Genomic DNA, 23,906 nt, shown 5'->3' with positions numbered 1-23,906 from the left:
CTGAGGACCCGGCGGGCGCGGCCACTCCCTCGTCGGCCGTAACGTCGAGGTCGCGAGGGCGGCCGCGGCGCCGAACTCCTTTCCGGTCATGGTGGGCGACCACAGCAAGGTTCAGGTGCGGGGATGAGGATCCTGGTCTCGGGGGGCGCCGGCTTCATCGGCTCCCACTACGTGCGGTCGATGCTCTCCGGCGCGTACGCCGGCTACGAGGAGGCCCGTGTCACGGTCCTGGACAAGCTCACGTACGCGGGCAACCTGGCGAACCTGGCGCCGGTCGAGGCGACCGGCCGGCTCACCTTCGTGCGGGGGGACATCACCGACGCCGCCCTTCTCGACGAGCTGGTGCCCGGCCACGACATCGTCGTCAATTTCGCCGCGGAGACGCATGTGGACCGGTCCATCAGCGGCGCGGCGGACTTCGTGGTCACGAACGTGCAGGGCACGCAGTGTCTGCTGCAGGCCGCGCTCGACCACAATGTGCGCACGGTCGTGCAGATCTCGACCGACGAGGTGTACGGGTCGATCGACGAGGGCTCGTGGACCGAGCGCGAGCCGTTGCTGCCCAACTCGCCCTACTCCGCCGCGAAAGCGGGCGCCGACCTGCTCTGCCGGGCCTACCACCGCACGTACGGGCTGGACGTACGCGTCACCAGGTGTTCGAACAACTACGGCCCCCACCAGTATCCCGAGAAGGTCATCCCGCTGTTCATCACCAACCTGATCGACGGCAGGCCCGTCCCGCTGTACGGCGACGGCCGCAACGTGCGCGAGTGGCTGCACGTCGACGACCACTGCCGGGGCATCCAGCTCGTGCTCGACAAGGGCGCGGCGGGCGAGGTCTACAACATCGGCGGCGGGGCCGAACTGACCAACCTGGAGCTGACGCGGCGGCTGCTCGACGCCTTCGGCGTCGGCTGGGAGATGGTCGAGCACGTGCCGGACCGCCTCGGCCACGACCTGCGCTACTCCGTCGACTCTGCCAAGATCCGTTCCATCGGCTACGCGCCGCTGGTCGACTTCGACAAGGGGCTCGACGAGGTCGTGCGGTGGTACCGCGACCACGAGGAGTGGTGGCGCGGCCCCCGCGCCGCCATCTGATCCGCCAGGAGGCCGCGCGCGGGTGGCGCCTTCCCCACGCCGCGGCGGCCCGGGTGACCGGCCGGGTCAGCGGCGCCCGAGGCGGCCCGACACCTGCCCGATCAGGGTCCGCGGGACGAATCTGCCCACCGACACGATCGCCTTGTAGCGCGCCGTGGGGACGCTGACCCGCCGGCCGCGGGCGAGGTCGCGCATCGCCTCGTCGACCACCTGATCGGCCGACAGCCACAGGAAGTCCGGGATGCCGGAGGTGTCCATCGCGGCCCGCTGGTGGAACTCGGTTCGGACGAATCCGGGGCACAGGGCCATGACGCGCACGTTCGGCTCGGGGATCTCGGCGGCGGCCGACTCGCTGAAGTTGACCACCCACGCCTTGGACGCGCTGTAGGTGCCCCGGGTGAAGAACGCCGCCACCGACGCCACGTTGATCACGTAGCCCCGGCCGCGCGAGCGCATCCCGGGCAACGCGGCCAGGGTGAGGCGCAGCACCGCCTCGCAGTGGACCCGCAGCATGGTCACCTCGTCGGCGACCGGGACCTCCAGGAACGCGCCCGGGTGCCCGAAGCCGGCGTTGTTGACCAGCAGGTCGACGCCGCGCTCCAGCCGCTCCTCGACCCGGCGGATGCCCTCGTCGAGGGAGAGGTCGGCGGGCAGCACCTCGACGGCGACGCCGTACCGCTTGCGCAGCTCCGCCGCGGACGCGGTCAGCCGGGCCTCGTCGCGGGCGACGAGCACGAGGGAGAGGCCGTCTGCGGCGAGGCGGCGGGCGAAGGCCGCGCCGAGGCCGGCGGTCGCGCCGGTGATGAGAGCGGTGGGCATGACGGCAGACTAGTCCAACAGGCCGACAACGATCTCCGGCCGGGCGCGGGACGGGTCAGTCCGCGGGGCCGGTTCCGGACACGCGCTCGATCAGCTCCTCGACCTGTTCGTTGAGGCGGGTGCCGCGCGGCCAGCCGGCGTAGTAGGTCAGGAAGACGACGACCTCGCGTAGCTCGGTGGGGGTCAGCTCCCCGGTGCGCAACGCGGTGTCGAGCTGGACGCGCAGGGCGTCGTCGAGGCCTTGGCCGACGAGCAACCCGAGCAGCAGCAGCCGCCGGTCCCTGACCGACAGCACGTCGCGTGCCCAGATCTCGGCGAAGAGATGCTCCACCGTGATGCCGAAGAACTCGCCGGGTGCCTCGCCGGGATGGTCCCACCCGTTGACCCGCTTCATGATCTCCAGCCCGCGAGCCCAACGGTCAAGGTCGTCCACGTTGTCGCTCATCGAAGTGCTCCAAGTCCGTCGGCAGTGCGTCTGCGGCGAGTCCGGTGGGCGGCACTTCCGACCCCTCCATCCTTGGCCACTTCGCGCGCTGGCGATAGGTGGATTTTCGCCGGGCTCCCCGATGGACAGCACTATCTCACGCGATCAGTCATCCGGAGTTACATGATCGAGTCATCACTTTTCCGGCATGGCGTCCGATAACAGGCGAAGCCGCGATATGGGAAATATTCGGATACTTTTCCGCGGATGATCCCCGCCCGTCCCGAGATGCATATGACGAAAACGGGCACTACTACCTCGTACACCCGCAAAGCGGAGGTTGGGCCCTGGTGGAAAGTCGGCGGGTTTGGTCCGGAATGGTGGCGTTGACGACAGCCTCCGCACTGGTCGCGGAGCTGTCGGGATGCGCGAGCACCGCGTACACGTACGTGCGCGACGTCGCCGGGGCGACGTATTTCAGGGTGCCCTCGGCCTGGCGCAAGGTCGACCAGGGCTCGCTCGACGGCAAGCTCTTCGGTGACCCGCAGTCGGAGACCGCGCGGTCGCAGAAACAGCTCACCTGGACGGTCGGGTTCGACGCCCACGCCACGCCCTCCGCCGACCATCTCCTGGTTCCCGGCTCCATCGCCGGGGACCGGCCGTTCGTGATGGCGAAGGTCCAGACGCTCACCCCGGCCCAGCGCGACGACGCGTCGCTCAACACGCTGCGCAACTCGTCCGGGCTCCCCGTCGCGGTGAGCCAGGAGGCGCGGCAGCAGTTCGAATCGTCGGCGGCCTCGCCGTTCAAGGGCTTCGAAGTACTCAGCGACCAGGTGCTGCCGGTGCGGGACGGCGTGCGCGGGATACGGACGGTCTTCAACTACCGGCTGCTCGGCGGGCCGGTCCAGACGTTCGACGAGACGGCCTACCTGTCCGCCGACGGAAGCCACGTGTCCACGCTGCTGATCCGCTGCACGGCCGCCTGCTACAAGCAGCGGGCCAAGGAGATCGACCTGGTCGCGCGGTCCTTCAAGATCAGGCGCGTCACCTCGTGAAGGAGTCCCTCGGATGAACACGGCACATCGGCCCGAGGGGCTGCGCGAACCCGGATCGGGTCCCGTCGACCGTGACCCGCTCACCAGGAAACGGCTCCCGCTGTGGGACCGGGGGAAGTTCCTGCTGCTGCTCGCGGTCCTGTTCGGCGTCCTCGTCCTGAACACCGTCGGCGCCTTCCGCGAGATCATCACGGTCCCGGAGGCGATCGCCGTCACCGCCCGCGAGTCCACCTGGCTCCTGTGGCTGGCCGGGCTGGAGGCGGTCAGGCAGGTCCACTTCCTGATCAGCGAGCGCTCCGCGGCGTACCACCGGTTCTGGACCGAGAAGGTCTTCGGCGGGTGGAACCGGTGGACCCGCCGCCGGTTCGGCGACTGGACCCGCTACCGGCTGGCCCGCGCGGTGAAGTGGGCGATCTGGATCTCGGTCGTCGCCGTCGTGCTGGGGCGGCTGGGGGACGTCTCACCCCTCGAGGCGCTGATCCAGGCCCCGGCGCAGGCGATCGGCTATCTCCCGACGGTCCTGCAGGTCCTCCTCTACATGCTGCTCGCCGTCGGCCAGTTCGCCGCGATCTTCTGGTTCCTGTCACGCGGCGGCGTGGACGTCTACTTCCCCGACGACATCAAGACGCGGTTCTCCGACGTGTGGGGCCAGGACCACGTGGTCGAGCGGGTCAAGGAGAACATCGTCTTCCTCGAACGGCCCGACGAGATCGAGGCCCGGGGCGGTTACGTGCCGAGCGGCATCCTGCTGTGGGGCCCTCCGGGCACCGGCAAGACCCTCATGGCCGAGGCGGTCGCCGGCTCGACCGGCAAGCCGTACGTCTTCGTGGACCCCGGCGCGTTCATCAACATGTTCTTCGGCGTCGGCGTGCTGAAGGTGAAGTCGCTGTTCCGGAAGCTGCGCAAGCTGGCGCTCCGCTACGGCGGCGTCATCGTCTTCTTCGACGAGGCCGACTCCCTCGGCAACCGGGGCGCGCTCGCGCAGGGCGGCCCCGGCGGGGGGTGGGGCCGGATCGCGCCCGCGCCCTTCCAGCACACCGGATGCAACGGCTTCGCCTACCTCGATCAGGAGACCCGGTGGCTGCTCGGCCGCGACGCGCTCGGCGGCGGCCGGGAGCGGGCCGAGGCGGACGCCCCCAGGTCCCGGACCGGCGCCTTCGTCAGCCGCCTGGTGTACGGCGCGGGCATGGGCGGCGGGGGCGGCATGGGCACGCTGCAGGCGCTGCTCACCGAGATCTCCGGCCTGAAGAAACCGCGCGGCTTCGTCAACCGGTACGTGCGGCGGTTGCTCGGGATGCGGCCCAAGCCGCCGCCGAAGTACCGGATCCTGATCATGATGGCGACCAACCTGCCGGAGGCGCTGGACGAGGCGCTGCTGCGCCCCGGCCGCATCGACCGCATCTACAAGGTCGGCTATCCCTCCAAGGACGGCCGGATCCGCACCTACCAGGGCTATTTCGGCAAGGTGCGGCACGAGCTGACCGACGAGCAGATCGGCAAGCTGGCCACGATCACTCCGTACGCCACCGGCGCGACGATCAAGGACCTGGTCAACGAGTCGCTGATCACCGCGATCAGGGACGGCAGGGACACGATCACCTGGTCGGATGTCATGCGGGCCAAGCGGCTCAAGCAGCTCGGCCCCCCGGAGGACGTGGAGTACATCGAACGGGAACGGCACGCGGTGGCCGTGCACGAGGCGTGCCATGCCGTCGTCGCGTACCGCACCCGGCACCACCTGGAGATCGACCTCGCCACGATCGAGAAGGGCGCCGACTACCTGGGCATGGTGTCCAGCATCAAGCCGGAGGACCAGTTCACCCGCTGGAAGTCCGAGTACGAGGCGGACATCATGGTCTCCCTCGCCTCGCTCGCGGGCGAGCGGATGTTCTTCGGGGAGGACAACTCCTCGGGCGTCTCCAGCGACCTCCAGTCGGCCACGCTGCTGACCGGGCTGATGGAGGCGCACTGGGGCATGGGCATCGGCGTCGCGTCGCTGCCCGCCCTGCAGGACCTCGGCATCCGCGAGGGCCGGGCGCAGAAGGCCCCGGGCCAGGGCGGCGGGATCGGCTTCACCGCCACGCCGCGGTCGCGGGGGAACGACCTCACGCCCGACATGCTCCCGGAGCGGATCGAGTTCAACCTCAACCAGCTCCTGGAGAAGACCGCCGCGCTGCTGCGCGAGAACCGGCGCGAGGTGCTCAGCGTCGCGCACGCCCTTGAACACCACAAGACGCTGAACGGCGACGACGTGGTCGCGGTCATCGAGGGGACCCGCGGGCCGCTCGTGGACGGCACCGTCTACGGCTCGGACGGGTTCTACGAGGAGATCGAGGCGTACCACGTGGCCGCCGCGGAGGCCCACCGCGGCCACAGCGCCGTCCAGGTGGACCTGCCCGCGCCGGACCGGGTGCCGGAGCTGGAGCCCTCGGCCGTCCTCGCGGCCGCCCGGCCGTACGCGCCGGTGCCGTCGAATCCTGATATGTCGGGGATGTCGGGCGTGCCGAGCTTCGCGCCTCCGTGGGGCGACCAGTCGTACGAACCTCAGGAGACGTCGCCGGGCGTGCCGGCCGTGGTGATTCCCGCGATGCCGCCCACGATGCAGCCCACCACGATCCCGGCCGCGATGCCGGTTTCGGCGCCGGTGAACGGTCACGGCACCGGTTATGGCGACATCCCGGACTTCCCGTATCAGAACGGCTCCGGTCCCGCCGTCCACCCGGCCGGGCAGGGACGCGGCGGGGCGCACGGCCTGCTGTGGGCGCTCATCGGCGGCGTCATCGCGCTCGTCGTGCTCACGCTGCTCGGTGTGGCCTTCCTGCAGGACGGCGTCGCCGTGGCGACGGAGGAAGGAGCCGACGGCGTCCCGTCGGGGACCGCGCTGATCCTGTTCCTCACGCTCCTCGGCGTCGTCGGGCTGATCGTGGCCGCCGTCGCGGTGGTGCGCGCCCAGCAGGCCGCCCGCAGGCGGGCGGAGGAGGCGAGGGACCGGGCGGCCGAACGCGCCCAGTTGCTCGCGGCCGCCATGGACCCCGAGATCGCGATGCGGGTGCTCGGATACGACGGCCGCCGCGGCCCCGAGGCCACGGCCTGACGTCCCGGCCGCATACCGGGACGGCCCCGGACTCCGCGCAAGGAGTCCGGGGCCGTCCGGCGTCCGGGTCGCGCCCGGGTCAGAGGCGGAAGGCCAGGTCGGGGGTGATGTCGGCGACGTCCATCTGCGCCTTCTGCAGGCGGCCGGAATAGTCCCAGTTCATCGCCTGCCAGCGGGTGAACTGGTCGAGCACCCACACGCCGCTCTGCCGGCTGCCGTTGCCGGACTTGCCGTTCCCGCCGAACGGCAGGTGCGCCTCGGCGCCCGACGTCGAGTTGTTGACGCTGACCATGCCCGCCGAGACGCCCTCGCGGAACCGGAACGCGGCCTTCGGGTCGGTGGTGTAGATCGACGACGACAGGCCGTAGCCCGGCCGGTTGGCCAGCGCGATCGCCTCGTCGATCGTGTCGAACGTGGTCACGCCGACGATCGGGCCGAACGTCTCCTCCAGGAAGAGCCGGTCGTCCGGGCGCACGCCGTCCACGATCACCGGGTGGTAGTAGAGGCCCTCGCCCTCCATGCGCCCCGTCGGCCCGGGCAGCACCGTGTGGTGCGGCTCGATCCAGGTCAGGTACTCCTCGTACCGCTCGGCGAACTTGCGGTCGAGCAGCGGCCCGTAAAGCACGTCGCCGTTCGGGTCACCGATCTTCGCCGCCTGCACCGCCTGGACGTACGCGCGCACGAACGCGTCGTGGACGTCGCGGTGGACGATGACCGTGCCGAGCGAGGTGCAGCGCTGGCCGGCCGTGCCGAAGCCGGAGAACAGCGCGCCCTCGACCGCGAGGTCGAGTTCGGCGTCCGGCATGACGACCATCGGGTTCTTGCCGCCGAGCTCCAGGCAGGGCGACTGCAGGTGCCGTCCGCACAGCTCGCCGACGCTCCGGCCGACCGCGCTGGATCCGGTGAAGCCGACCTTCTGCACGGTGCCCTCGGACAGGGCCAGCTCCAGCCCCTCGTACGTGGCGGCGCCGTCGGCGAACACGATGTTCAGCACGCCGTCCGGCAGGCCGGCGGCGGCGAACAGCCGGTACAGCGCGTGCGCGGACGCCGCGGCGTACTCGGCGGGCTTCCACACCACGGCGTTGCCGCACAGCAGCGCGGGCACCAGGTACCACGAGGGGACGGCCACCGGGAAGTTACCCGCGGTGATCACCGCGGCGACGCCCACCGGGACCCGGAAGGTGAACAGGTTCTTGTCCGGCATCTCCGACGGCACCGTCTGGCCGTACAACCGGCGCCCCTCGCCCAGGAAGAAGTCGCAGGTGTCCACGATCTCGCGGACCTCGCCCAGCGCCTCGGCGTACGGTTTGCCGATCTCCTCGGTCACGAGGCGGGCCAGCGCCTCGGTGTTCGCCTCGACCAGCCGGCCGACGGAGGCGATCACCCGGCCGCGCACCGGGGCGGGCACCCGGGACCATTCCTTCTGCGCCTCGGCCGCGTCGCGGCAGGCGCGGGCGAACGTCGGCGCGTCGGCGAGCGGGACGGCGGCCACCGCCTCGGAGGGCCGGGCCGGGTTCGTGGACGTGTAGGGGGAGCCGGTGGGCTCGTTCTTTCCACCGATGACGGAAGCGATCTGGCGGGTCACCGTTGACCTCCTCTTTCGGGGCTACCGTCGCATTGTTACAAGCGGGCGCGACGGGGTGAAGCGCGGACCGGCAACGTGGCGGATCACTTTCCGGCGGCCGCCCGGCGCCCGTGCGCGACGGCCGCGGCCTGGGTGCGGCTCGCCACGCCGAGCTTGGCCAGGATGTTGGAGACGTGCACGCTCACGGTCTTCTGCGAGATGTACAGCAGGGTGCCGATCTCGCGGTTGGACAGGCCGGCCGCCACGTGTTCGAGCACCTCGCGCTCGCGGACCGTCAACGCCTCGAGGCCGCCCTCGGCGACGGCGACGGTGTCAGCGGCCTCGGCGGGCGGCCGTGACGGCTCGGTGAACCCGGCCCGCCGGCCCAGCGTCTCCAGCGCCGCACGCAGCGGCGCGGCGCCGAGCCGCTCGGCGGTCTCCACGGCGCGGGACCACTCGGCCCGCGCGGCCTCGCGCTCGCCCGCGTTCAGCAGCGACTCGGTGAGCCGCCACCGGCACCGCGCCTCCTCGTAGACGAACCCGAACCCGAAGGCGTCCGCGGCCTCCCGCCACACGCGCGGCTCCGCCGTCCCGCGGACCCGGTGCCACTCGGCCTCGGCGCGCCGCAGCCAGGCGGCGCCCTCGGGGCCCAGCTCCTCGCGCGGGCCGTACGGGCCGTTCGCGGCGGCCCACCGCGCCCGCTCGATCAGGTCGTCGGCGCGCTCGTGCGCGTCGTCCGGCGCCGCGCCCTCCGCCAGCGCCCACAGGGCGGTCGCGCAGATCCGGATCAGTCCCGGGTCGAAGGGGTCGAGCGTGTCCGTCACCGCCGTCACGTGGCGCAGCGCCGTCTCCGGATCGCCGCGCCAGAGCGCCTGCTCGGCGGCGAGCCCGCCCGCCATGTAGGTCACCAGGCCGTCGCCGCCGAGCTCGTCCGGCCGCCAGAACGGCCGCAGCCACGACATCCGCTCGTCGGCCGCGTCGCCGCCCCGCCCGACCTCGATGAAGAGCGCGAACGAGGACAGGCGCGCCGCGGCGATCGTGCCGACGCGCACGCCGAACCCGGCCGCGATCCGCTCGGCCTCGTCCCAGTCGCCGGCCGCGTACTGGATCAGGAAGCTGAGGAAGCGCAGGTCCGTGCCGTACAAGCTCCAGGTGAGGCCGCTGCGGGCGGCCAGCTCGATGCCCGCGCCCGCCAGGCGCGCGGCGGCCTCCAGCCGGCCGTGCTCGTAGCGCACCCGGGCCGTGTGGAAGGTGGCGCGCAGGTGGACCGACAGGTCGTCCGGCCCCGTCGCGGCGGCCAGGTCGAGCAGCTCCACCACCCGCTCGATCGTGCCCGTCGCCTCCTCCACGATCGCCAGCGAGATCAGCGCGCTGGCCTCGGCGTCGCGCGCCCCCACCGCCCGGGCGGTGTCCAGCGCCTGAGCCGCCAGATCGCGTATGGCGGAGGTGGCGAACATGGTCCGGGCGTACGTCGCGAGCGCGCGGGCGAGCAAGGGGGTCGGCTCGTCCGGCGGCAGCGCGTCCACGGCCGCGCGGGCCGCCTCCACCATGCCGGAGCCGAGGTCGGAGTCGCTCAGATAGTAGGCGAGCCGCTCGTTGGCCTCGGAAATCAGCAGCGGGTCGCCGAGCGTCGGGAGCAGCCGCCGGATCTGGGCGACCGCCCGGCGGTACTCACCGGCGTCCGCGGCCGCCGCGGCGCTGGACAGGGCGACGCGGACGGCGCTCGTGCCGGTGATCAGCTCGGCGTCGGGCACGTGCTCCCAGATCTCCAGCGCCCGGTCGAGGTGCCGGTGCGCCTCAGCGGGCGCGCCGAGGCCCGCGGCGATCCGGCCCGCCTCGACCGAGGCGCGCAGCGCGCCCGGCAGGTCGTGTCCCGCCTGGTAGTGGTGGGCCAGCTCGGCGGCCGGGGCGCCGCGCGCGGCGAGCAGCCGGGCGAAGGCGCCGTGCAGCCGGGTCCGCTCGCCGGGGAGCAGGTCGTCGTACACGCTCTCCTGGAGCAGCGCGTGCCGGAACGCGTAGCCGTGCCTGCCCGCGGTCAGCAGCCCGCGCGAGACGATCTCGCGCAGCGTGTCGTCGAGCGCGACCTCCCCGAGCCCGGCGGCGTCCGCGAGCATGTCGTGGTCGACGCTGTGGCCCGCCACCGCCGCGACCCGCAGGACGTGGCGCGCCTGGTCGGACAGCGCCTCCACCCGGGAGAGCAGCAGGTCGGACAGGCTGCCGGGAACACCGCCGCGGGTGGCGGCGGCGGTGAGCAGCTCCTCGGCGAAGAAGGGGTTGCCGCCGGCCCGCTCCAGGACCTGGCCGATCACGTCGTCCGTCACGCCGACGGGCTGACGGGAGGCCCCGTCCACATCGGCGAGATGGCGGGCCAGATCGTCGTCCCCGAGCGGGGGCAGCTCGATCGTGCCGACCAGCGGCAGGCGCTGGAGCTCGGCGAGGACCGGGCGCAGCGGGTGTCTGCGGTGCAGGTCGTCGGTCCGGTAGGTGCCGATCAGGGCGACCCGCTCGCGCTGCAGCATCCGGGTGAGGAAGACCAGCAGGTCGCGGGTCGAGCGGTCGGCCCAGTGCAGGTCCTCGAACACCACCAGCACCGGGTGGTGCTCCGCGAGGGACGCCAGGAGGCCGAGCACCGAGCCGAAGAGCTGCTGCTGGGCGAGCGCGCCCGTCGCCACCCCCGCGGGGTCCGGGTCGGCGCCGGGAAGCAGCCGCCGCAGCGCGGGCCAGGCGGCGAGTGGGTCGCCGCCGGGCGCGTCCAGCTCCGCCAGCCCGCGCAGCGCGTCCACGAGCGGCAGGTACGGCAGGGCGTCGCCGAGCTCCGCGCACTGCCCGGCGAGCACGGTGAATTCGCGTTCCTCGGCGAGATCCCTGACCTCGCTGACGAGGCGCGTCTTGCCGATCCCCGCGTCGCCGCCCACCAGCGCGACCCCGGCCAGCCCGTCCTCGGCCGCGTCCAGCACGCCCAGCAACCGGCCGAGCTCGGTGGAACGACCCATGAGCGCGGTTTGCACGGTTTTCGGAGTCACGGCGCGAGTATGACACGCGGGACGGAAACCGCCGTCGTGCCAGAACTCTCCGTATGCCCCGGTGCGCGACCGTGGGACCCCGCCGGTCCCGGATCGCCGCGCTGACCTGCGGTGACGGGCGGGCGGGACGCGGGGACCCGGTTTTGTCGGGGGCGCTGGCTACTGTGCGGCGCGTGATCGAACGGTGGAGCCGCGATCAGGTGCTCGCACTGGCACCGGACGCGGCGTCGCAGAAGACCGCCACGGGCGTGAGCTCGCCCGCGAAGTGGTCCGCCCACGGGGTGACCTCCGAGGTGCTCTGGGGCGAGTGCAAGGGCAGCGGGTCCAAGCCGTACCGCGCGTGCGTGGACCTGTCCGAGCCCGCGTACCGGTGCAGTTGCCCGAGCCGCAAGTTCCCGTGCAAGCACGCGCTGGGACTGCTCCTGCTCTGGTCGGCCGACGGGGTGCCGGCCGCGGACAAGCCCGCCGACTGGGCCGCCGAGTGGATGGACCAGCGCAGGGACCGCGCCGAGAAGCAGGCGTCGCGGCTCGTCGCGGCCCAGGAGAAGGCGGCGCAACCGGCCACCCCGGACGGCGCCCCGCCGCAGCCCGCGGGCGCGCCGGACCGGCGCGCGGCGCAACGGGAGCAGCGGGTCACCGCGGGCCTGTCCGAACTTGAGCGGTGGCTGGCCGACCAGGTCGCGCAGGGGCTCGCCGACGCCCGGCGCACCGGCCCGGCCGAGTGGGACGCCCTCGCCAAGCGCATGGTCGACGCGCAGGTCCCCGGAATGGCGGGGACGTTCACCCGGCTGTCCGTCGTGCTGGGTGACGAGGACTGGCCCGGCCGCCTCCTCGGGGAGTACGCGCTGGTCCACCTGCTCGCCGTGGCGTACCGCCGCGCGGCCGGGTTGCCGCACGCGCTCGGAGAGACGGTCCGGTCCAGGATCGGGTTCCCGGTGGCGCGCGAGGACGTGCTCGCGTCGCCCGCCGTACGGGACCGGTGGGACGTGATCGGCAGCCGGGACGAGGAGCAGGACCGGCTGGTCGCCCGCCGCGTCTGGCTGCGGGGCAGGGAGACCGGGCGGGCCGCGCTCGTGCTGTCGTTCGCCCCGGTGGGGCAGGCGCTCGACGCGTCCTTGGTCAACGGGACGACGGTCGACGCGGAGCTGGCGTTCTATCCGGGCGCCGCGCCGCTGCGGGCACTGGCGGTTCGGAGGCACGGCGCGGTCCATGCCGGACCGCCGCCCGGCCCGAGCGCCGCCGAGACGCCCGGCCTGCTGGCGGGCGTGCTGGCCGAGGACCCCTGGATCGATTCGTGGCCCGTCGTCCTTTCGGGAGTGGTGCCGGCGAACGACGGCGGCTGGTTCCTCGCCGACCCCGGACTCCGGGACCCCGGCTCCGATGACGAGGGTGGCGCCGAGGTGAGCGGGATGCGGCTCGACCCGGCGGCCGGTACGCCGTGGCGGCTGCTCGCGGTGTCGGGTGGCCATCCGGTCACGGTCGCCTGCGAATGGACGCCGCGCGGGCTGTGGCCGCTGACGACGTGGGACGAGGAAGGCCAGGTGGTGTTGCTGTGATCGCGACTCCCGACCTGAGGTGGACGGCGGCGTGGGAGGACCTCGTGTCGGCCGCGCTCGTCGGCACGGACCGTCGACCCGTGCCGGGCGGCCGGCCGCCAAGCAGGGCGGACACGGCGGACACGGCGGACACGGTGGACACGGTGGGCGGCGCGCCGGTCGCGCCTCCGGTCGAGCTGCTGGAGCAGGCGGCCGTACAGGTGATCCGGGCACGGGCGGGGCAGCGGCCGCATAGGGGCCGGCCGCTGCCTCCCGCTCCGCCGGAGACCCGGCCGCTGGTCGGTCGTGCCGCGGCCGCCCGGCTGGAGCGGATCCTCGCCGGGGAGCAGGGGCGCCTGCTGCCGGAGTGGCTGGAGATCGCCGCGGAGCGGGGCGCCCGCCTCCCGGCGCGGCTCATCCCGAGGTTGCTCGACCTGGGAGCGAGGGACCAGTCGATCCGGTCTCACCTGGGGGTGCTGGCCGGAGCACGCGGCCGGTGGCTCGCCGGGCTCAACCCGGCCTGGTCCTACCTGCGGGACGAGCCGACCGGCGGGGCCGGGTCCGCCGAGGTGTGGGAGTTCGGCACCAGCGGGGACCGCAGGGCCCACCTGGCCGCGCTCCGCGCCCGCGATCCCGAGGCGGCTCGGGAGCTGCTGGCGGCGGGGTGGGACAAGGAGACGCCCGAAGACCGGGCGGCCTTCACGCGGATCCTCGCCGACGGGCTGGCCATGGGCGACGAGCCGTTCCTTGAGGCGGCGCTCGACGACCGCCGCCGCGAGGTGCGGCAGGCCGCCGCCGACCTGCTCACCCGCCTGCCGGAGTCGCGGCTCGGGACGCGGATGGCCGAGCGTGCGGGGCGGCTGCTCACCCGCGACGGCGACCGGCTCCGGGCCACGCCGCCGAGGGCGTGCGACAGCCGGATGGAGCGCGACGGCGTGCGGGCCCGGCCACCCGCCGGGAGTGGGCAGCGCGGCTGGTGGTTGCAGCAGGTCATCGCCCACACACCGCTCTCCTTCTGGCCGGAGCACCTCGGGCTCTCCCCGGCCGGGATCACGGCCATGGAGGTCGGCGACTGGGCCAGGGAGGTCCGCATGGGCTGGACCCGCGCGGCGATCCTCCAGGGCGACGCCGTATGGGCGCGGGCGCTGGTGGATGTCGAGCCGCTGACCGACCTGCTCGCGATCCTGCCCCCGGAGGAGCAGTCCCGGATCGCGGCGGAGTTCGTCCGGCAGCACCCGGTGGACGGCCAGATGATCATGATGCTCGGCGGCATCCCCAGACCGTGGGGCACGCCGTTGGCCAAGGCCGTACTGGACAAGATCGCCGGTGTGGCGACGGCCCAGCCGTGGAACGCGGGCGAGCTGGCGCGGCTGGCCGGCGAGCGGTTCGACGCGGCGGCACACGGCCAGGTGGCGCGGCTGGCGGAGCTCCCCGAGGTCCACGAGGTGACCACGACGCTCCGATTCCGCCACGAGCTGGCGCGAGAGCTGCTGGACGACACCCCCGGGCCGCTGGACGGCACCCGCGCCGAGGGGCCGGGCGGTGCCCCTGAGAAGAGACGGACAGACGACGGACACGGCGCCGCCGGCGAAACCGGCGGGCCGCTAGGCGAGGAGGACAAGTGACGGTTCTGCGCCCGCACGCGGAAGACCAGTACGCCGACGAGCTGGCGATCCTGGCCAAGCACGACGATCGGCCGCGGCCGCCCGGCTGGCGGCTCTCGCCCTGGGCGGTGACGACCTACCTGCTCGGCGACCCCGACCACCCCGGAGGCGTCATCACGCCGAAGTACATCGGCCCGAGAAGGATCGTCGAGGTCGCGGTCGCCACCCTGGCCACGGACCGGGCGCTGCTGCTGCTCGGCGTGCCGGGGACGGCCAAGACCTGGCTCTCCGAGCATCTGGCCGCCGCCGTCTGCGGCGACTCGACCCTGCTCGTGCAGGGTACGGCGGGCACCGCGGAGGAGGCCGTCCGCTACGGGTGGAACTACGCCCGGCTGCTGGCCGAGGGCCCGTCCCGGGAGGCGCTGACCCCGAGCCCCGTCATGCGGGCGATGTCCGAGGGACAGCTGGCCCGGGTGGAGGAGCTGACCCGTATGCCGTCCGACGTCCAGGACGCGCTGATCACCGTCCTCTCGGAGAAGACGCTCCCGATCCCCGAGCTGAACGAGGAGGTGCAGGCGGCCAAGGGGTTCAACGTGATCGCGACCGCCAACGACCGGGACCGCGGGGTGAACGAGCTGTCCAGCGCCCTGCGCAGGCGGTTCAACACCGTCGTGCTGCCGGTGCCCGCGAGCGCCGAGGAGGAGGTGGACATCGTGTCCCGCCGCGTCGCGCAGCTCGGCCGCTCCCTGGAGCTGCCCGAGACCCCGGCCGGGCTGGAGGAGATCCGCCGGGTCGTCACGGTGTTCCGCGAGCTGCGCTCGGGCGTGACCGCCGACGGCCGCACCAAGGTCAAGTCGCCGAGCGGCACGCTCAGCACGGCCGAGGCGATCTCGGTCTTGACGAGCGGCCTCGCCCTCGCCGCGCACTTCGGCGACGGCGTGTTGCGCCCCTCCGACGTGGCGGCCGGGATCGTCGGCGCGGTCGTCCAGGACCCGGTGTCCGACCGGGTGGTCTGGCGGGAATACCTGGAGGCCGTCGTCCGCGAGCGCGAGGACTGGCGTGACTTCTACCGGGCCTGCCGCGATGCGGGCTGACGGGATGCGGGCTGAGCGGGTGATGGGGTGACGACCACGATTCTGGGCGTCCGGCACCACGGTCCGGGCTCCGCCCGCGCCGTGCGCTCCGCTCTGGAGCGGTTGAAGCCGGACATCGTGCTCATCGAGGGACCGCCGGAGGCGGACGCGCTGGTGCCGCTCGCCGCCGACCCCGGCATGGAGCCGCCCGTCGCGCTGCTCGCGTACGTGCCGGGCGATCGGGCGAAGGCGGCGTTCTGGCCGTTCGCCGTGTTCTCACCGGAGTGGCAGGCGATCCGCTACGCCGTCGAGGCCGGTGTGGAGGTGCGGTTCTGCGACCTGCCCGCGGCGCATTCCCTCGCCGCGAGCGAGGAAGAGACCCCCGAGGAGGAGCGGGCCGTCCGTGTCGATCCGATCGGGGCGCTGGCCGAGGCGGCGGGGTACGACGATCCGGAGCGGTGGTGGGAGGACGCCGTCGAGCACCGGCTCGACCATCCGGCGGACCACCCGATGGGGCATGGCGGCGAGGCCGGGCCCGAGACGGTCTTCGAGGCGATCGCCGAGGCCATGGCCGCGGTACGCGAGGGGTACACGCCCGATCCGCGCGAGGCCCGCCGCGAGGCGTACATGCGCCGGTCGCTCCGGCAGGCGGTCAAGGACGGCTTCCGCGAGATCGCGGTCGTGTGCGGGGCCTGGCACGTTCCCGCGCTGGCGGCGCCCTCGCGGGCGTCGGACGACGACCGGCTGCTCAGGGGCATGCCCAAGGCCCGGGTCGAGACGACCTGGGTGCCGTGGACGCATGGCCGGCTCGCCGCCTGGAGCGGATATGGCGCGGGCGTCACCTCCCCGGGGTGGTACCACCACCTGTTCACCGCGCCGGACCGGCCGATCGAGCGGTGGTTGGCGCGGGCGGCCCAGGTGCTCCGCGAGGAGGACCTGCCCGTATCGTCCGCGCACGTCATCGAGGCCGTACGGCTCGCGCACGGCCTGGCCACGCTGCGGGACCGGCCGCTCGCCGGTCTGAACGAGGTGAGCGAGGCGGTCAGGGCGGTCCTGTGCGAGGGGGACGAGCTGCCCGCGGAGCTGGTGCGGCGCCGCATGGTGCTCGGAGAGCGGCTCGGCCGGGTGCCCGACTCGACCCCGATGGTGCCGTTGCAGCGGCACCTGCGGGAGGAGCAGCGGCGCGTAAGGCTCAAGCCGGAGGCGCTCGGCCGGGACCACGACCTCGACCTCCGCAAGGCGCTCGACCTCGACCGCAGCCGGCTGCTGCACCGGCTGCGGCTGATCGGGATCCCGTGGGGCGAACCCCGCGACAGCAGGGGCAAGGGCACGTTCAAGGAGTCGTGGACGCTGGAATGGCGGCCCGAGTTCGACGTCGCCCTGATCGAGGCGGCGGTCTGGGGGATCACCGTCGAGGCGGCGGCCACCGCCCGGGTGCGCGAGCTGGCCGCGTACCCGGAGGCGCCGCTCGCCGACCTGACCGCCCTGGTCGAGCGGTGCCTGCTCGCCGACCTGCCGGAGGCACTGCCGCACGTGCTGCGGGCGATCGGGGACCGGGCGGCGCTGGACAGCGACGTCGGGCACCTGATGGCGGCGCTTCCCGCGCTGGTCCGGGCCCAGCGGTACGGCGACGTCCGCGGCACGCCCTCCACCGGGCTGGCCGCGATCGTGGACTCGCTGCTGACCCGCGTCTGCGCCGGGCTGCCGAGCGCGGTCACCGGGCTGGATGACGAACCGGCCCGGCAGCTCGTCTCCCAGATCGACGCCGTCCACGCCGCCGTGGCCCTGCTGGACGACATACCGGGACGAGCTGACCACGGGTCGGACGGCTTCGGCGGGCCGGGAAAGGATGACCGGGGCGCCGGACCGGGGGAGGAGAGCCGCCCGGAGGCCGGGCAGGCGCCGCGCGACCGCTGGCTCGCGACCCTGCGCGGCGTGGCGGACCGGAGCGACCTGCCCGGCGTGATCGAGGGCCGCCTGGTGCGCATCCTGTTCGACGCGCGGATGGCGGACGACGTCCAGGTACGGATGTCCAGGGCGATGTCCCTCGGCCACCCGCCCGCGCGGGCCGCCGCCTGGGTGGAGGGCTTCCTGTCCGGAGGCGGCCTGCTGCTCGTCCACGACCCCCGGCTGCTCGCCGCGGTGGACGGCTGGCTGGCCGGGCTGTCCCCGGAGGCGTTCGTGGACGTGCTCCCGCTGCTGCGGCGCACGTTCGGCGCCTTCGACGCGCCCGAGCGCCGCGCGATCGGCGAGCGGGTCAGGTCCGGCGCGTCCGCCGTCCGCGACGGCGGGGGAGCGGGCGCCGGGGCGGATCACGACGACGAGCGGGCGGCGCCGGCCGTCCGCACTGTGCTGGAAATCCTGGGGAGGGCGTGATGGAGGAGCGGATGCGCCGCTGGCGGCTGGTCCTCGGCGGCGGCGACGCGGACGGCACGGGCTGCGCGCTCGGCGGCGCCGACGCGGGCATGGACACGGCGCTGGCCGCGCTGTACGACGCCGAAGCGGGGACGACCGGGCGCGAACGCGGTGCGGGGCTCGGGGCGTCCGCGCCCCGGGTGGCCCGCTGGCTGGGCGACATCCGCGCCTACTTCCCCTCGACGGTCGTGCAGGTGATGCAGAAGGACGCCATCGAACGGCTCAACCTCAGCCGCCTCCTGCTGGAGCCCGAGATGCTCGAGGCGGTCGAGCCCGACGTCCACCTGGTCGGCACGCTGCTCTCGCTGAACCGGGTCATGCCGGAGAAGGCGCGCGAGTCGGCCCGCGCGGTGGTGCGCAAGGTCGTCGCGGAGCTGGAGGCCAAGCTCGCGCAGCGGACCAGGGCGGCCGTCACCGGGGCGCTCGACCGGTCGGCGCGCACGCACCGGCCGCGGCGGGTGGCCGACATCGACTGGGACCGCACCATCCGGGCGAACCTGAAGAACTACCTGTCCGAGCGGAACACGGTCGTGCCGTCCCGGCTGGTCGGGTACGCCCGCCGGCAGCAGGCCGTCCAGCGCGAGGTGGTCCTGTGCATCGACCAGAGCGGGTCGATGGCCGCGTCGGTCGTCTACTCCAGCGTGTTCGGCGCGGTCCTCGCGTCGATGCGGTCGCTGCGAACCAGCCTCGTCGTGTTCGACACCGCCGTGGTGGACCTGACCGACCAGCTCCATGACCCGGTTGAGCTGCTGTTCGGCACCCAGCTCGGCGGCGGCACCGACATCAACCGGGCGATCGCCTACGGCCAGGGCCTGATCACCCGGCCGACGGACTCGATCTTCATCCTGATCAGCGACCTCTACGAGGGCGGCGTCCGCGAGGAGATGCTGCGCCGGGTCGCCGCGATGACGGCGGCCGGCGTCCAGGTGATCGTGCTGCTGGCCTTGTCGGACGAGGGCGCGCCGTCCTACGACCGCGAGAACGCGGCGGCGCTCGCGGCGCTCGGGGTGCCCGCGTTCGCCTGCACGCCGGACGCGTTCCCCGGCATGATGGCCGCCGCCATCGAGCGCCGGGACATCACGCAGTGGGTCGAACGCAACATCTCCGTCGAACGCAAGAAGGCCTGAGGAGTGTCTGACAAATGCTGCTTGTAGCGCAGCGAGGGTTTGATTTGTCAGCCATGGCCTAGGTCCAATGGCCGATTTCGGACAGGATGCGGCCATCTGTAATGTCCGTCGCGTGAATTCGGTAATGACGGCACCGCCGGTCTTCTCGCAGCGCTATCGGGCTCTCGGTGTCGGCATGGTCGCGATCATCATGCTGATCGCGTTCGAGTACCTCGCGGTCGCCACCGCGATGCCCGTCGTCGCCCAACGCCTCGACGGCATGGCGCTGTACGGCCTGGCCTTCAATGCGAGCCTGGTCGCCAGTGTGATGGCGACCCTGGTCGGCGGAAGGTGGAGTGACGCGCGCGGCCCGCTGGTGCCGCTGTGGACCGGCCTGGCCGGTTTCGGCGGCGGCCTGCTGCTCGCCGGGACCGCCCAGAACATGGAGGTCTTCGTCGCCGGGCGGTTCCTCCAGGGGCTCGGCGGCGGCCTGTTCTCCGTCGCGCTGTATGTGCTGATCGACCGGGTCTATCCCGCCGAGATGCATCCCAAGGTGTTCTCCCTGCTGTCGGCCGCCTGGGTGGTGCCGTCGCTGGTGGGCCCGGCCATCACCGGCGTGGTCGTGCAGCACGTGGGCTGGCGCTGGGTCTTCCTGGGGGTGCCGATGATCGCCGCCCCCGCGGCCGTCTTCCTGTGGCGCGGGCTGGCCGATTACCGCCGTACGCGGACCGCGCCGGCCGCCGCCGGCCTTGACCTCGGCGACGATTCCGGGGCCGCGACCGGTGACGCCCCCGCGGCCGCCGCAACGGGGACCCGGAAGTTCGCGATCAAGCTGGTCTGGGGCGTCGTCGTGGCCACCGGAGCCACGCTCATGCAGTACGGCAGCGGCTCCGGGGCGGTGCCGCTCCTGATCACCGGGCTCGCCGTCCTCGCGGTCGCCCTGCCCCGGCTGCTGCCCAAGGGGACGCTGCGGGTGGCGCGCGGCGTCCCCGCCGTGGTCGCCCTCCGGGGCCTCGCGGCGGGCGCGTTCTTCGCGGCCGAGGTGTTCGTGCCGCTCGTGCTCACCACCGGTCGGGGTCTGAGCCCGACGGAGGCCGGCCTCGCGCTCACCGGCGGCGCACTTTTCTGGTCCACCGGCTCGTGGATCCAGGGGCGCAAGCCGCGCGACCGCCGGCTGATCCTGCGTACGGGCACCTCCCTGATCGCGACGGCGATCCTGCTGGCGGGGCTGATGGTGTTCCCGTCGGTGCCGGTGCTCGTCGGGTTCCTCGGATGGTGCGTGGGCGGGCTCGGCATGGGCCTGACCTATCCGACCTTGTCCGTGCTGATTCTGAAGTTGTCGCCGCCCGCCGAGAAGGGGGCCAACAGCGCCTCGCTCTCCATCGGCGAGTCGGTCTACTCGGTCGTCGCCGTCGCCGTGACCGGCGCGATCTCCACCGCCGCCCACCGGTCGGTGGCCAGCTATGTGGTGTGCTTCGGCCTGCTCGCCCTCATGGCCGGCGCCGCGGCCGTCTCCTCCGGACGTTTTGAGCACCCTCGCGCAGCGGGCACCATGGAGGTCTAACGGAGGGGGTTGCCACTTGCCGCGCGTCCGGGAGCTCGAACTCTTCAGGCTGACCCTGCCCTACGGCAGGCGGCCAGAGAGCGTCCTGGTGAGGATCACCGACTACGGCGGGATGGTCGGCTGGGGAGAGGCCGTCCGGCGCTCGGCCGCGCTGCCCGGCGAGCGCGGTGACGATCAGGAGGGCGGGCACGAGAAGCTGTGGGCCACCCTGGAGGAATCCCTGCCCGCGGCCCTGATCGGTGTCGACTGGGAGCACCCCTCCGAGCTGGGCCGCGTTCCCGGAGGCTCGGCCGCCGACATGGCCTGCTGGGACCTGTGGGCCCGGATGAAGGGCGTCCCGCTGGCCCACGCCCTCGGCGGCAGCCGTACCTCCCTCATGGCGACCGTGCGGCTGGGCGCGGAGCGCTCACTCGAGGGCATGGTGGCCCGGGTCAACCGGCACGTCTGCGCCGGGTACGCCCACGTGACGATGGACGTCTACCCCGGATGGGACGTCGAGCCGCTGCGCGCGGTCCGCGCCGCCTATCCCGGCCTGGCCATCGCCGTCGACGGGCACGGCGCGTACACCGAGATCTCCCAGCTCGAGGCGCTCGACGCGTACGGGCTGGTGGCGATCGAGCGGCCGTTCACCGATCTCGAGGCGAGCGCCGACCTGCAGGAGCGCGTCTCCGCGGCCGTCGTCGTCGAGGCGCGTTCGGTCGAGGAGCTGGACGAGGCGGTGGCCGCGCGCGCGGGCCGGGCTCTGTTGCTGCGCCCCGCGCGGTTCGGCTCCCTGTCCGCCGTACGGCTCGCGCACGACACGGCGGTGGCGGCCGGATGGGAGGTCACCTGCGCGGGCGGGCTCGGGGTCGGCCTGGCCCGGGCGGCCACGGTGGCGGTGGCGAGTTTGCCCGGGTGCACCCTGCCGAGCGACGTCGCGGAGCCGCCGCGCAGCGCCCAGATCGTCACGCCGCCGGTCGGCGCGTCCGGAGGGGTCGTCGCGGTGCCGCTCACCCAGCCGGGTCTCGGGCACACGATCGACGAGGAGAAGCTCCGCCGCATGGCCAAGGACACCTTCCGCGTCTGAGGGCGTCGTTTGTTTCGCCCGCGCAGTGTGGTGCGGGAGGGGCCGGCCGCCGTTCACCCCGGTGGAGTCGAACGACGAAGGCTTGGCGCGGAACGTGGCGTCCCTGCCGGACGGCGCCGCGCGGTCACCTGACGTTCTCGCGTACCCGGAAGCCGACGTGCCACAGGTAGTGCCCGGGGAAGCTCCGGCCAAGTTGCAAAGGGGCTTTGCAAAGAGCGTTTGCGAGCGGTACGGTGCTCTCGTGGATCTTGTCCCGCAGGAGATCACCGATGTCGAGGCGCTGAAGCTCCTGGCGCATCCCATGCGACAGCGGATCGAGCGGCAGTTGCGCGACGGTCCGGCCAACTCCGCGGCTCTCGCCCGTGCCCTGGGCGAGAGCACCGGCCTGACCAGCTATCACCTGCGCCAGATGGCCAAGCACGGCTTCATCGAAGAGGTGCCCGAGCTGTCGAAGGGACGGGAACGCTGGTGGCGCCAGGTCCCCGCTGATCGCAGGATCCCGCCCTACAGCCGGCAGACGCCGGAGATGCGGGTGGCGGTCGAGGAGATGAACCGGCTCGACTTCGCCGAGGAACTCGAACAGTTCACCCGCTTCCAGCTCGAACGCGACGACCTCGGTGAATGGGCGGACGCCCTGGCCTGGTCGCGTTCGGCGATGCGCCTCACCGTAGACGAACTCAAGGAGTTCCTCGAGGAGTACGTGAAACTGCTCTACCGCTACAAAAGGCCGGACGAGGAGACGCCGCCCGGAGCGCGCGTCGTGCTCGCCCGGATGCTCGCGTTCCCCGCCCCCACATCAGCCGACGACGGCGAATGATCTGGGCCGCCGGGTGGCAGCCCGACGGCCCAGAGACGAAATCCGCATCACCACGCCCCGCGAAGGGCGTGTCTTCACGTGCACAGATTTCCCACAGAAAGGAGAGCACCTCGTGCTGCTCTCACGCAAACGCTGGACGTGGCCGCTGTTGCCCGTCCTGCTCGCGGTCGCCTTGTGCGCCGTACCCGTGCCCGCGCACGCGCACGCCGACGCGCCGGTCACCAGCGATGTCACCTTCACCGGGGACGGCGGCGTGACCTTGCGCGGGACGGTCGTGGCGCCCAGGACGGCGAAAGGCCGCAGGCCCGGCATCGTCATGGTGCACGGCGCCGGGCCGGTCACCCGGGAGGAATTCCGGGACGAGGCCGAGGCCTACGCCAAGCGGGGCATCGTGACCCTGATATACGACAAGCGCACCGTCGGCTACTCCACGCTGCGGCGGAACTACGAGACGCTCGCCGGTGACGCGCTCGCGGCGGTGCGCGCACTGCGGGCCCGCGCCGACGTGAACCCCGCGATGGTCGGCATCTGGGGACTGTCCGAGGGGGCGTGGGTGGCGCCGATCGCGGCCGCCCGATCGTCGGACGTGGCCTTCCTCATCGTCGCCGGAGCGGTCGGAACGACGCCCGCCAGGCAGCAGGCATGGGCGTACGGCGAGCGGCTCCGGCACGCGGGCGTGCGCGGGTCGCTGACGCTCATGCTGCAGGAGCGCGCCATCAGGTTCGGGATCGCGAGCGGCCTGTTCGGCGAAGAGGACCGCGACCCCATGCGGAGCTGGGAACACGTCCGCCAGCCGGTCCTCGCGCTGTGGGGAACCCTCGACCGGGAAGCGATGCCGGCCGAGAGCTCCCAGATCATCCGGCAGGGCCTGGAAAACGGCGGCAACAGCCACTACACCATCCACTTCATCGCCGGAGTCCGCCACAACCTCAACCGCACGTTCGACGACGGCTTCGACCGTCCCGACAGCCTCGCCGCCGACTATGCCGAGTTCGAGGCCGCCTGGATCACGAGCCTGAGCGACGGTCCACCGGAGGCCGGCGCGGACCAGCCGCCGTCCCAGGATCGGCTGAGCCGTCCGGTGGACGGACCGTTCGCCTGGTACGAGTCGCCCTGGCTGCAGCTCGCCGCCTTCACGATCTTCCTGGGGGCTTCCCTCGGTTACGCGCTGGCCGCGATCATCAGGCGGCTGCGGCGACGCCGCGGCGCGCCTCCGGCCGCGCGACCGGCTCGCTGGCTCGCCATCGCCATCACGGCCTCCACGCTCGGCTTCCTCGGCTACTTCTGCGTCCTGGTGCTCACCGGCGCCTACCTGATCGGGCCCGTGGTCCTCGGCCGCTCTCTGCCCTGGCTGGCGCTTCAGCTTCTCGCCGTGGCCGTGGTCGTCTCAGCGGTCGCCACGGCCGTCGCCACCTGGCGCCACCGCCACGAGCTGTCCCCCGGAAACCGGATACGGCTGGGGATGGTCCTGGCCGCGGCCGCGGTGTTCGTGCCGTGGGCGGTCTACTGGGGTGTCCCCCTTCCCTGAGAACCGGTGGGGCTTCTCAGGGGCGAGACAGCGGGTCCGCGGACCGCGGCGACGGGGCCTGGCCGAGTTACCAGGCCCCGAGACCGGGTCCCGCGACCGAGCCCGAGACGGCCTGAAGCAG

16 protein-coding genes are annotated in these 23,906 nt (G+C 73.0%); 12 read left to right on the top strand and 4 right to left on the bottom strand.

The annotated features are described in order from the left end of the window. The first annotated feature begins 123 nt into the window (after positions 1-123). Positions 124-1,098, top strand: a complete 975-nt coding sequence (gene rfbB / locus AWQ71_RS35525) for a dTDP-glucose 4,6-dehydratase (RefSeq protein ID WP_067142333.1) — start codon at positions 124-126, stop codon at positions 1,096-1,098. 66 nt (positions 1,099-1,164) lie between these two features. Here the strand turns inward: rfbB and AWQ71_RS35520 are convergent, their stop codons facing one another. Both AWQ71_RS35520 and AWQ71_RS35515 read right to left on the bottom strand, forming a co-directional pair. Next, positions 1,165-1,917: an SDR family NAD(P)-dependent oxidoreductase gene (locus tag AWQ71_RS35520; RefSeq protein ID WP_067142330.1), complete on the bottom strand. Its 753-nt coding sequence runs from the start codon at positions 1,915-1,917 to the stop codon at positions 1,165-1,167. A 55-nt stretch (positions 1,918-1,972) separates the two neighbouring features. Further along, positions 1,973-2,362 (bottom strand): carboxymuconolactone decarboxylase family protein, encoded by a 390-nt coding sequence (locus AWQ71_RS35515; RefSeq protein WP_157570763.1) that lies wholly within the window; start codon positions 2,360-2,362, stop codon positions 1,973-1,975. Positions 2,363-2,727: 365 nt separating this feature from the next. Here AWQ71_RS35515 and AWQ71_RS35510 point away from each other — a divergent pair, with 365 nt between their 5' ends. Then, complete coding sequence (locus AWQ71_RS35510) at positions 2,728-3,396, top strand: hypothetical protein (RefSeq protein WP_157570762.1); 669 nt, start codon at positions 2,728-2,730, stop codon at positions 3,394-3,396. Between the two features lie 13 nt (positions 3,397-3,409). Beyond that, positions 3,410-6,490, top strand: a complete 3,081-nt coding sequence (locus tag AWQ71_RS35505; protein WP_067142324.1) for an AAA family ATPase — start codon at positions 3,410-3,412, stop codon at positions 6,488-6,490. Positions 6,491-6,569: 79 nt separating this feature from the next. On the opposite strand, the gene AWQ71_RS35500 is transcribed toward AWQ71_RS35505, so the two are convergent. Together AWQ71_RS35500 and AWQ71_RS44505 are read right to left on the bottom strand one after the other, a co-directional pair. Then, positions 6,570-8,075, bottom strand: a complete 1,506-nt coding sequence (locus AWQ71_RS35500; RefSeq protein WP_067142321.1) for an aldehyde dehydrogenase family protein — start codon at positions 8,073-8,075, stop codon at positions 6,570-6,572. Positions 8,076-8,158: 83 nt separating this feature from the next. Continuing rightward, positions 8,159-11,077 carry a helix-turn-helix transcriptional regulator gene (locus tag AWQ71_RS44505; RefSeq protein WP_281196463.1) on the bottom strand — a complete coding sequence of 973 codons (2,919 nt, stop codon included), beginning with the start codon at positions 11,075-11,077 and terminating at the stop codon, positions 8,159-8,161. Between the two features lie 173 nt (positions 11,078-11,250). Between AWQ71_RS44505 and AWQ71_RS35490 the strand changes: the two genes are divergently transcribed. The 9 genes from AWQ71_RS35490 (at position 11,251) to AWQ71_RS35450 (ending at position 23,785) form a co-directional block, all read left to right on the top strand. Beyond that, a complete protein-coding gene (locus AWQ71_RS35490; RefSeq protein WP_067142411.1) occupies positions 11,251-12,633 on the top strand; it encodes an SWIM zinc finger family protein in 1,383 nt (460 codons plus the stop codon). Then, on the top strand, positions 12,630-14,237 hold the full coding sequence (locus AWQ71_RS35485; RefSeq protein ID WP_067142316.1) for a DUF5691 domain-containing protein: 1,608 nt from the start codon (positions 12,630-12,632) through the stop codon (positions 14,235-14,237). Before AWQ71_RS35490 ends, AWQ71_RS35485 begins: the two co-directional genes overlap by 4 nt. Next, positions 14,234-15,310, top strand: a complete 1,077-nt coding sequence (locus AWQ71_RS35480; protein ID WP_067142313.1) for an ATP-binding protein — start codon at positions 14,234-14,236, stop codon at positions 15,308-15,310. The genes AWQ71_RS35485 and AWQ71_RS35480 overlap by 4 nt, the downstream gene beginning before the upstream one ends. Before the next feature lie 27 nt (positions 15,311-15,337). Further along, positions 15,338-17,665, top strand: coding sequence for a DUF5682 family protein (locus AWQ71_RS35475; RefSeq protein ID WP_067142310.1), 2,328 nt, complete (start codon positions 15,338-15,340; stop codon positions 17,663-17,665). Beyond that, positions 17,665-18,831 carry a VWA domain-containing protein gene (locus AWQ71_RS35470; RefSeq protein WP_067142307.1) on the top strand — a complete coding sequence of 389 codons (1,167 nt, stop codon included), beginning with the start codon at positions 17,665-17,667 and terminating at the stop codon, positions 18,829-18,831. The genes AWQ71_RS35475 and AWQ71_RS35470 overlap by 1 nt, the downstream gene beginning before the upstream one ends. Before the next feature lie 112 nt (positions 18,832-18,943). Further along, positions 18,944-20,374 carry an MFS transporter gene (locus AWQ71_RS35465; protein WP_245658816.1) on the top strand — a complete coding sequence of 477 codons (1,431 nt, stop codon included), beginning with the start codon at positions 18,944-18,946 and terminating at the stop codon, positions 20,372-20,374. A 16-nt stretch (positions 20,375-20,390) separates the two neighbouring features. Then, positions 20,391-21,440, top strand: coding sequence for an enolase C-terminal domain-like protein (locus AWQ71_RS35460; RefSeq protein WP_067142302.1), 1,050 nt, complete (start codon positions 20,391-20,393; stop codon positions 21,438-21,440). A gap of 241 nt (positions 21,441-21,681) precedes the next feature. Continuing rightward, on the top strand, positions 21,682-22,257 hold the full coding sequence (locus tag AWQ71_RS35455) for an ArsR/SmtB family transcription factor (RefSeq protein ID WP_067142299.1): 576 nt from the start codon (positions 21,682-21,684) through the stop codon (positions 22,255-22,257). Between the two features lie 112 nt (positions 22,258-22,369). Continuing rightward, positions 22,370-23,785 carry an alpha/beta hydrolase family protein gene (locus AWQ71_RS35450; RefSeq protein ID WP_084259663.1) on the top strand — a complete coding sequence of 472 codons (1,416 nt, stop codon included), beginning with the start codon at positions 22,370-22,372 and terminating at the stop codon, positions 23,783-23,785. Positions 23,786-23,906 lie beyond the last annotated feature (121 nt).

The organism is Microtetraspora malaysiensis (assembly GCF_001528665.1).
Lineage (GTDB): Bacteria > Actinomycetota > Actinomycetes > Streptosporangiales > Streptosporangiaceae > Microtetraspora_A > Microtetraspora_A malaysiensis.
Note: the sequence above shows the minus strand (reverse complement) of the source record. Positions and strands in the feature narration are given on the sequence as shown.

What these genes read in the sequence shown, in the direction of transcription:
- AWQ71_RS35470 (WP_067142307.1), top strand. Translation starts at nt 17,665, where the DNA reads ATGGAGGAGCGGATGCGCCGCTGGCGGCTGGTCCTCGGCGGCGGCGAC.
- AWQ71_RS35505 (WP_067142324.1), top strand. Translation starts at nt 3,410, where the DNA reads ATGAACACGGCACATCGGCCCGAGGGGCTGCGCGAACCCGGATCGGGT.
- AWQ71_RS35520 (WP_067142330.1), bottom strand. Translation starts at nt 1,917, where the DNA reads ATGCCCACCGCTCTCATCACCGGCGCGACCGCCGGCCTCGGCGCGGCC.
- AWQ71_RS35515 (WP_157570763.1), bottom strand. Translation starts at nt 2,362, where the DNA reads ATGAGCGACAACGTGGACGACCTTGACCGTTGGGCTCGCGGGCTGGAG.
- rfbB (WP_067142333.1), top strand. Translation starts at nt 124, where the DNA reads ATGAGGATCCTGGTCTCGGGGGGCGCCGGCTTCATCGGCTCCCACTAC.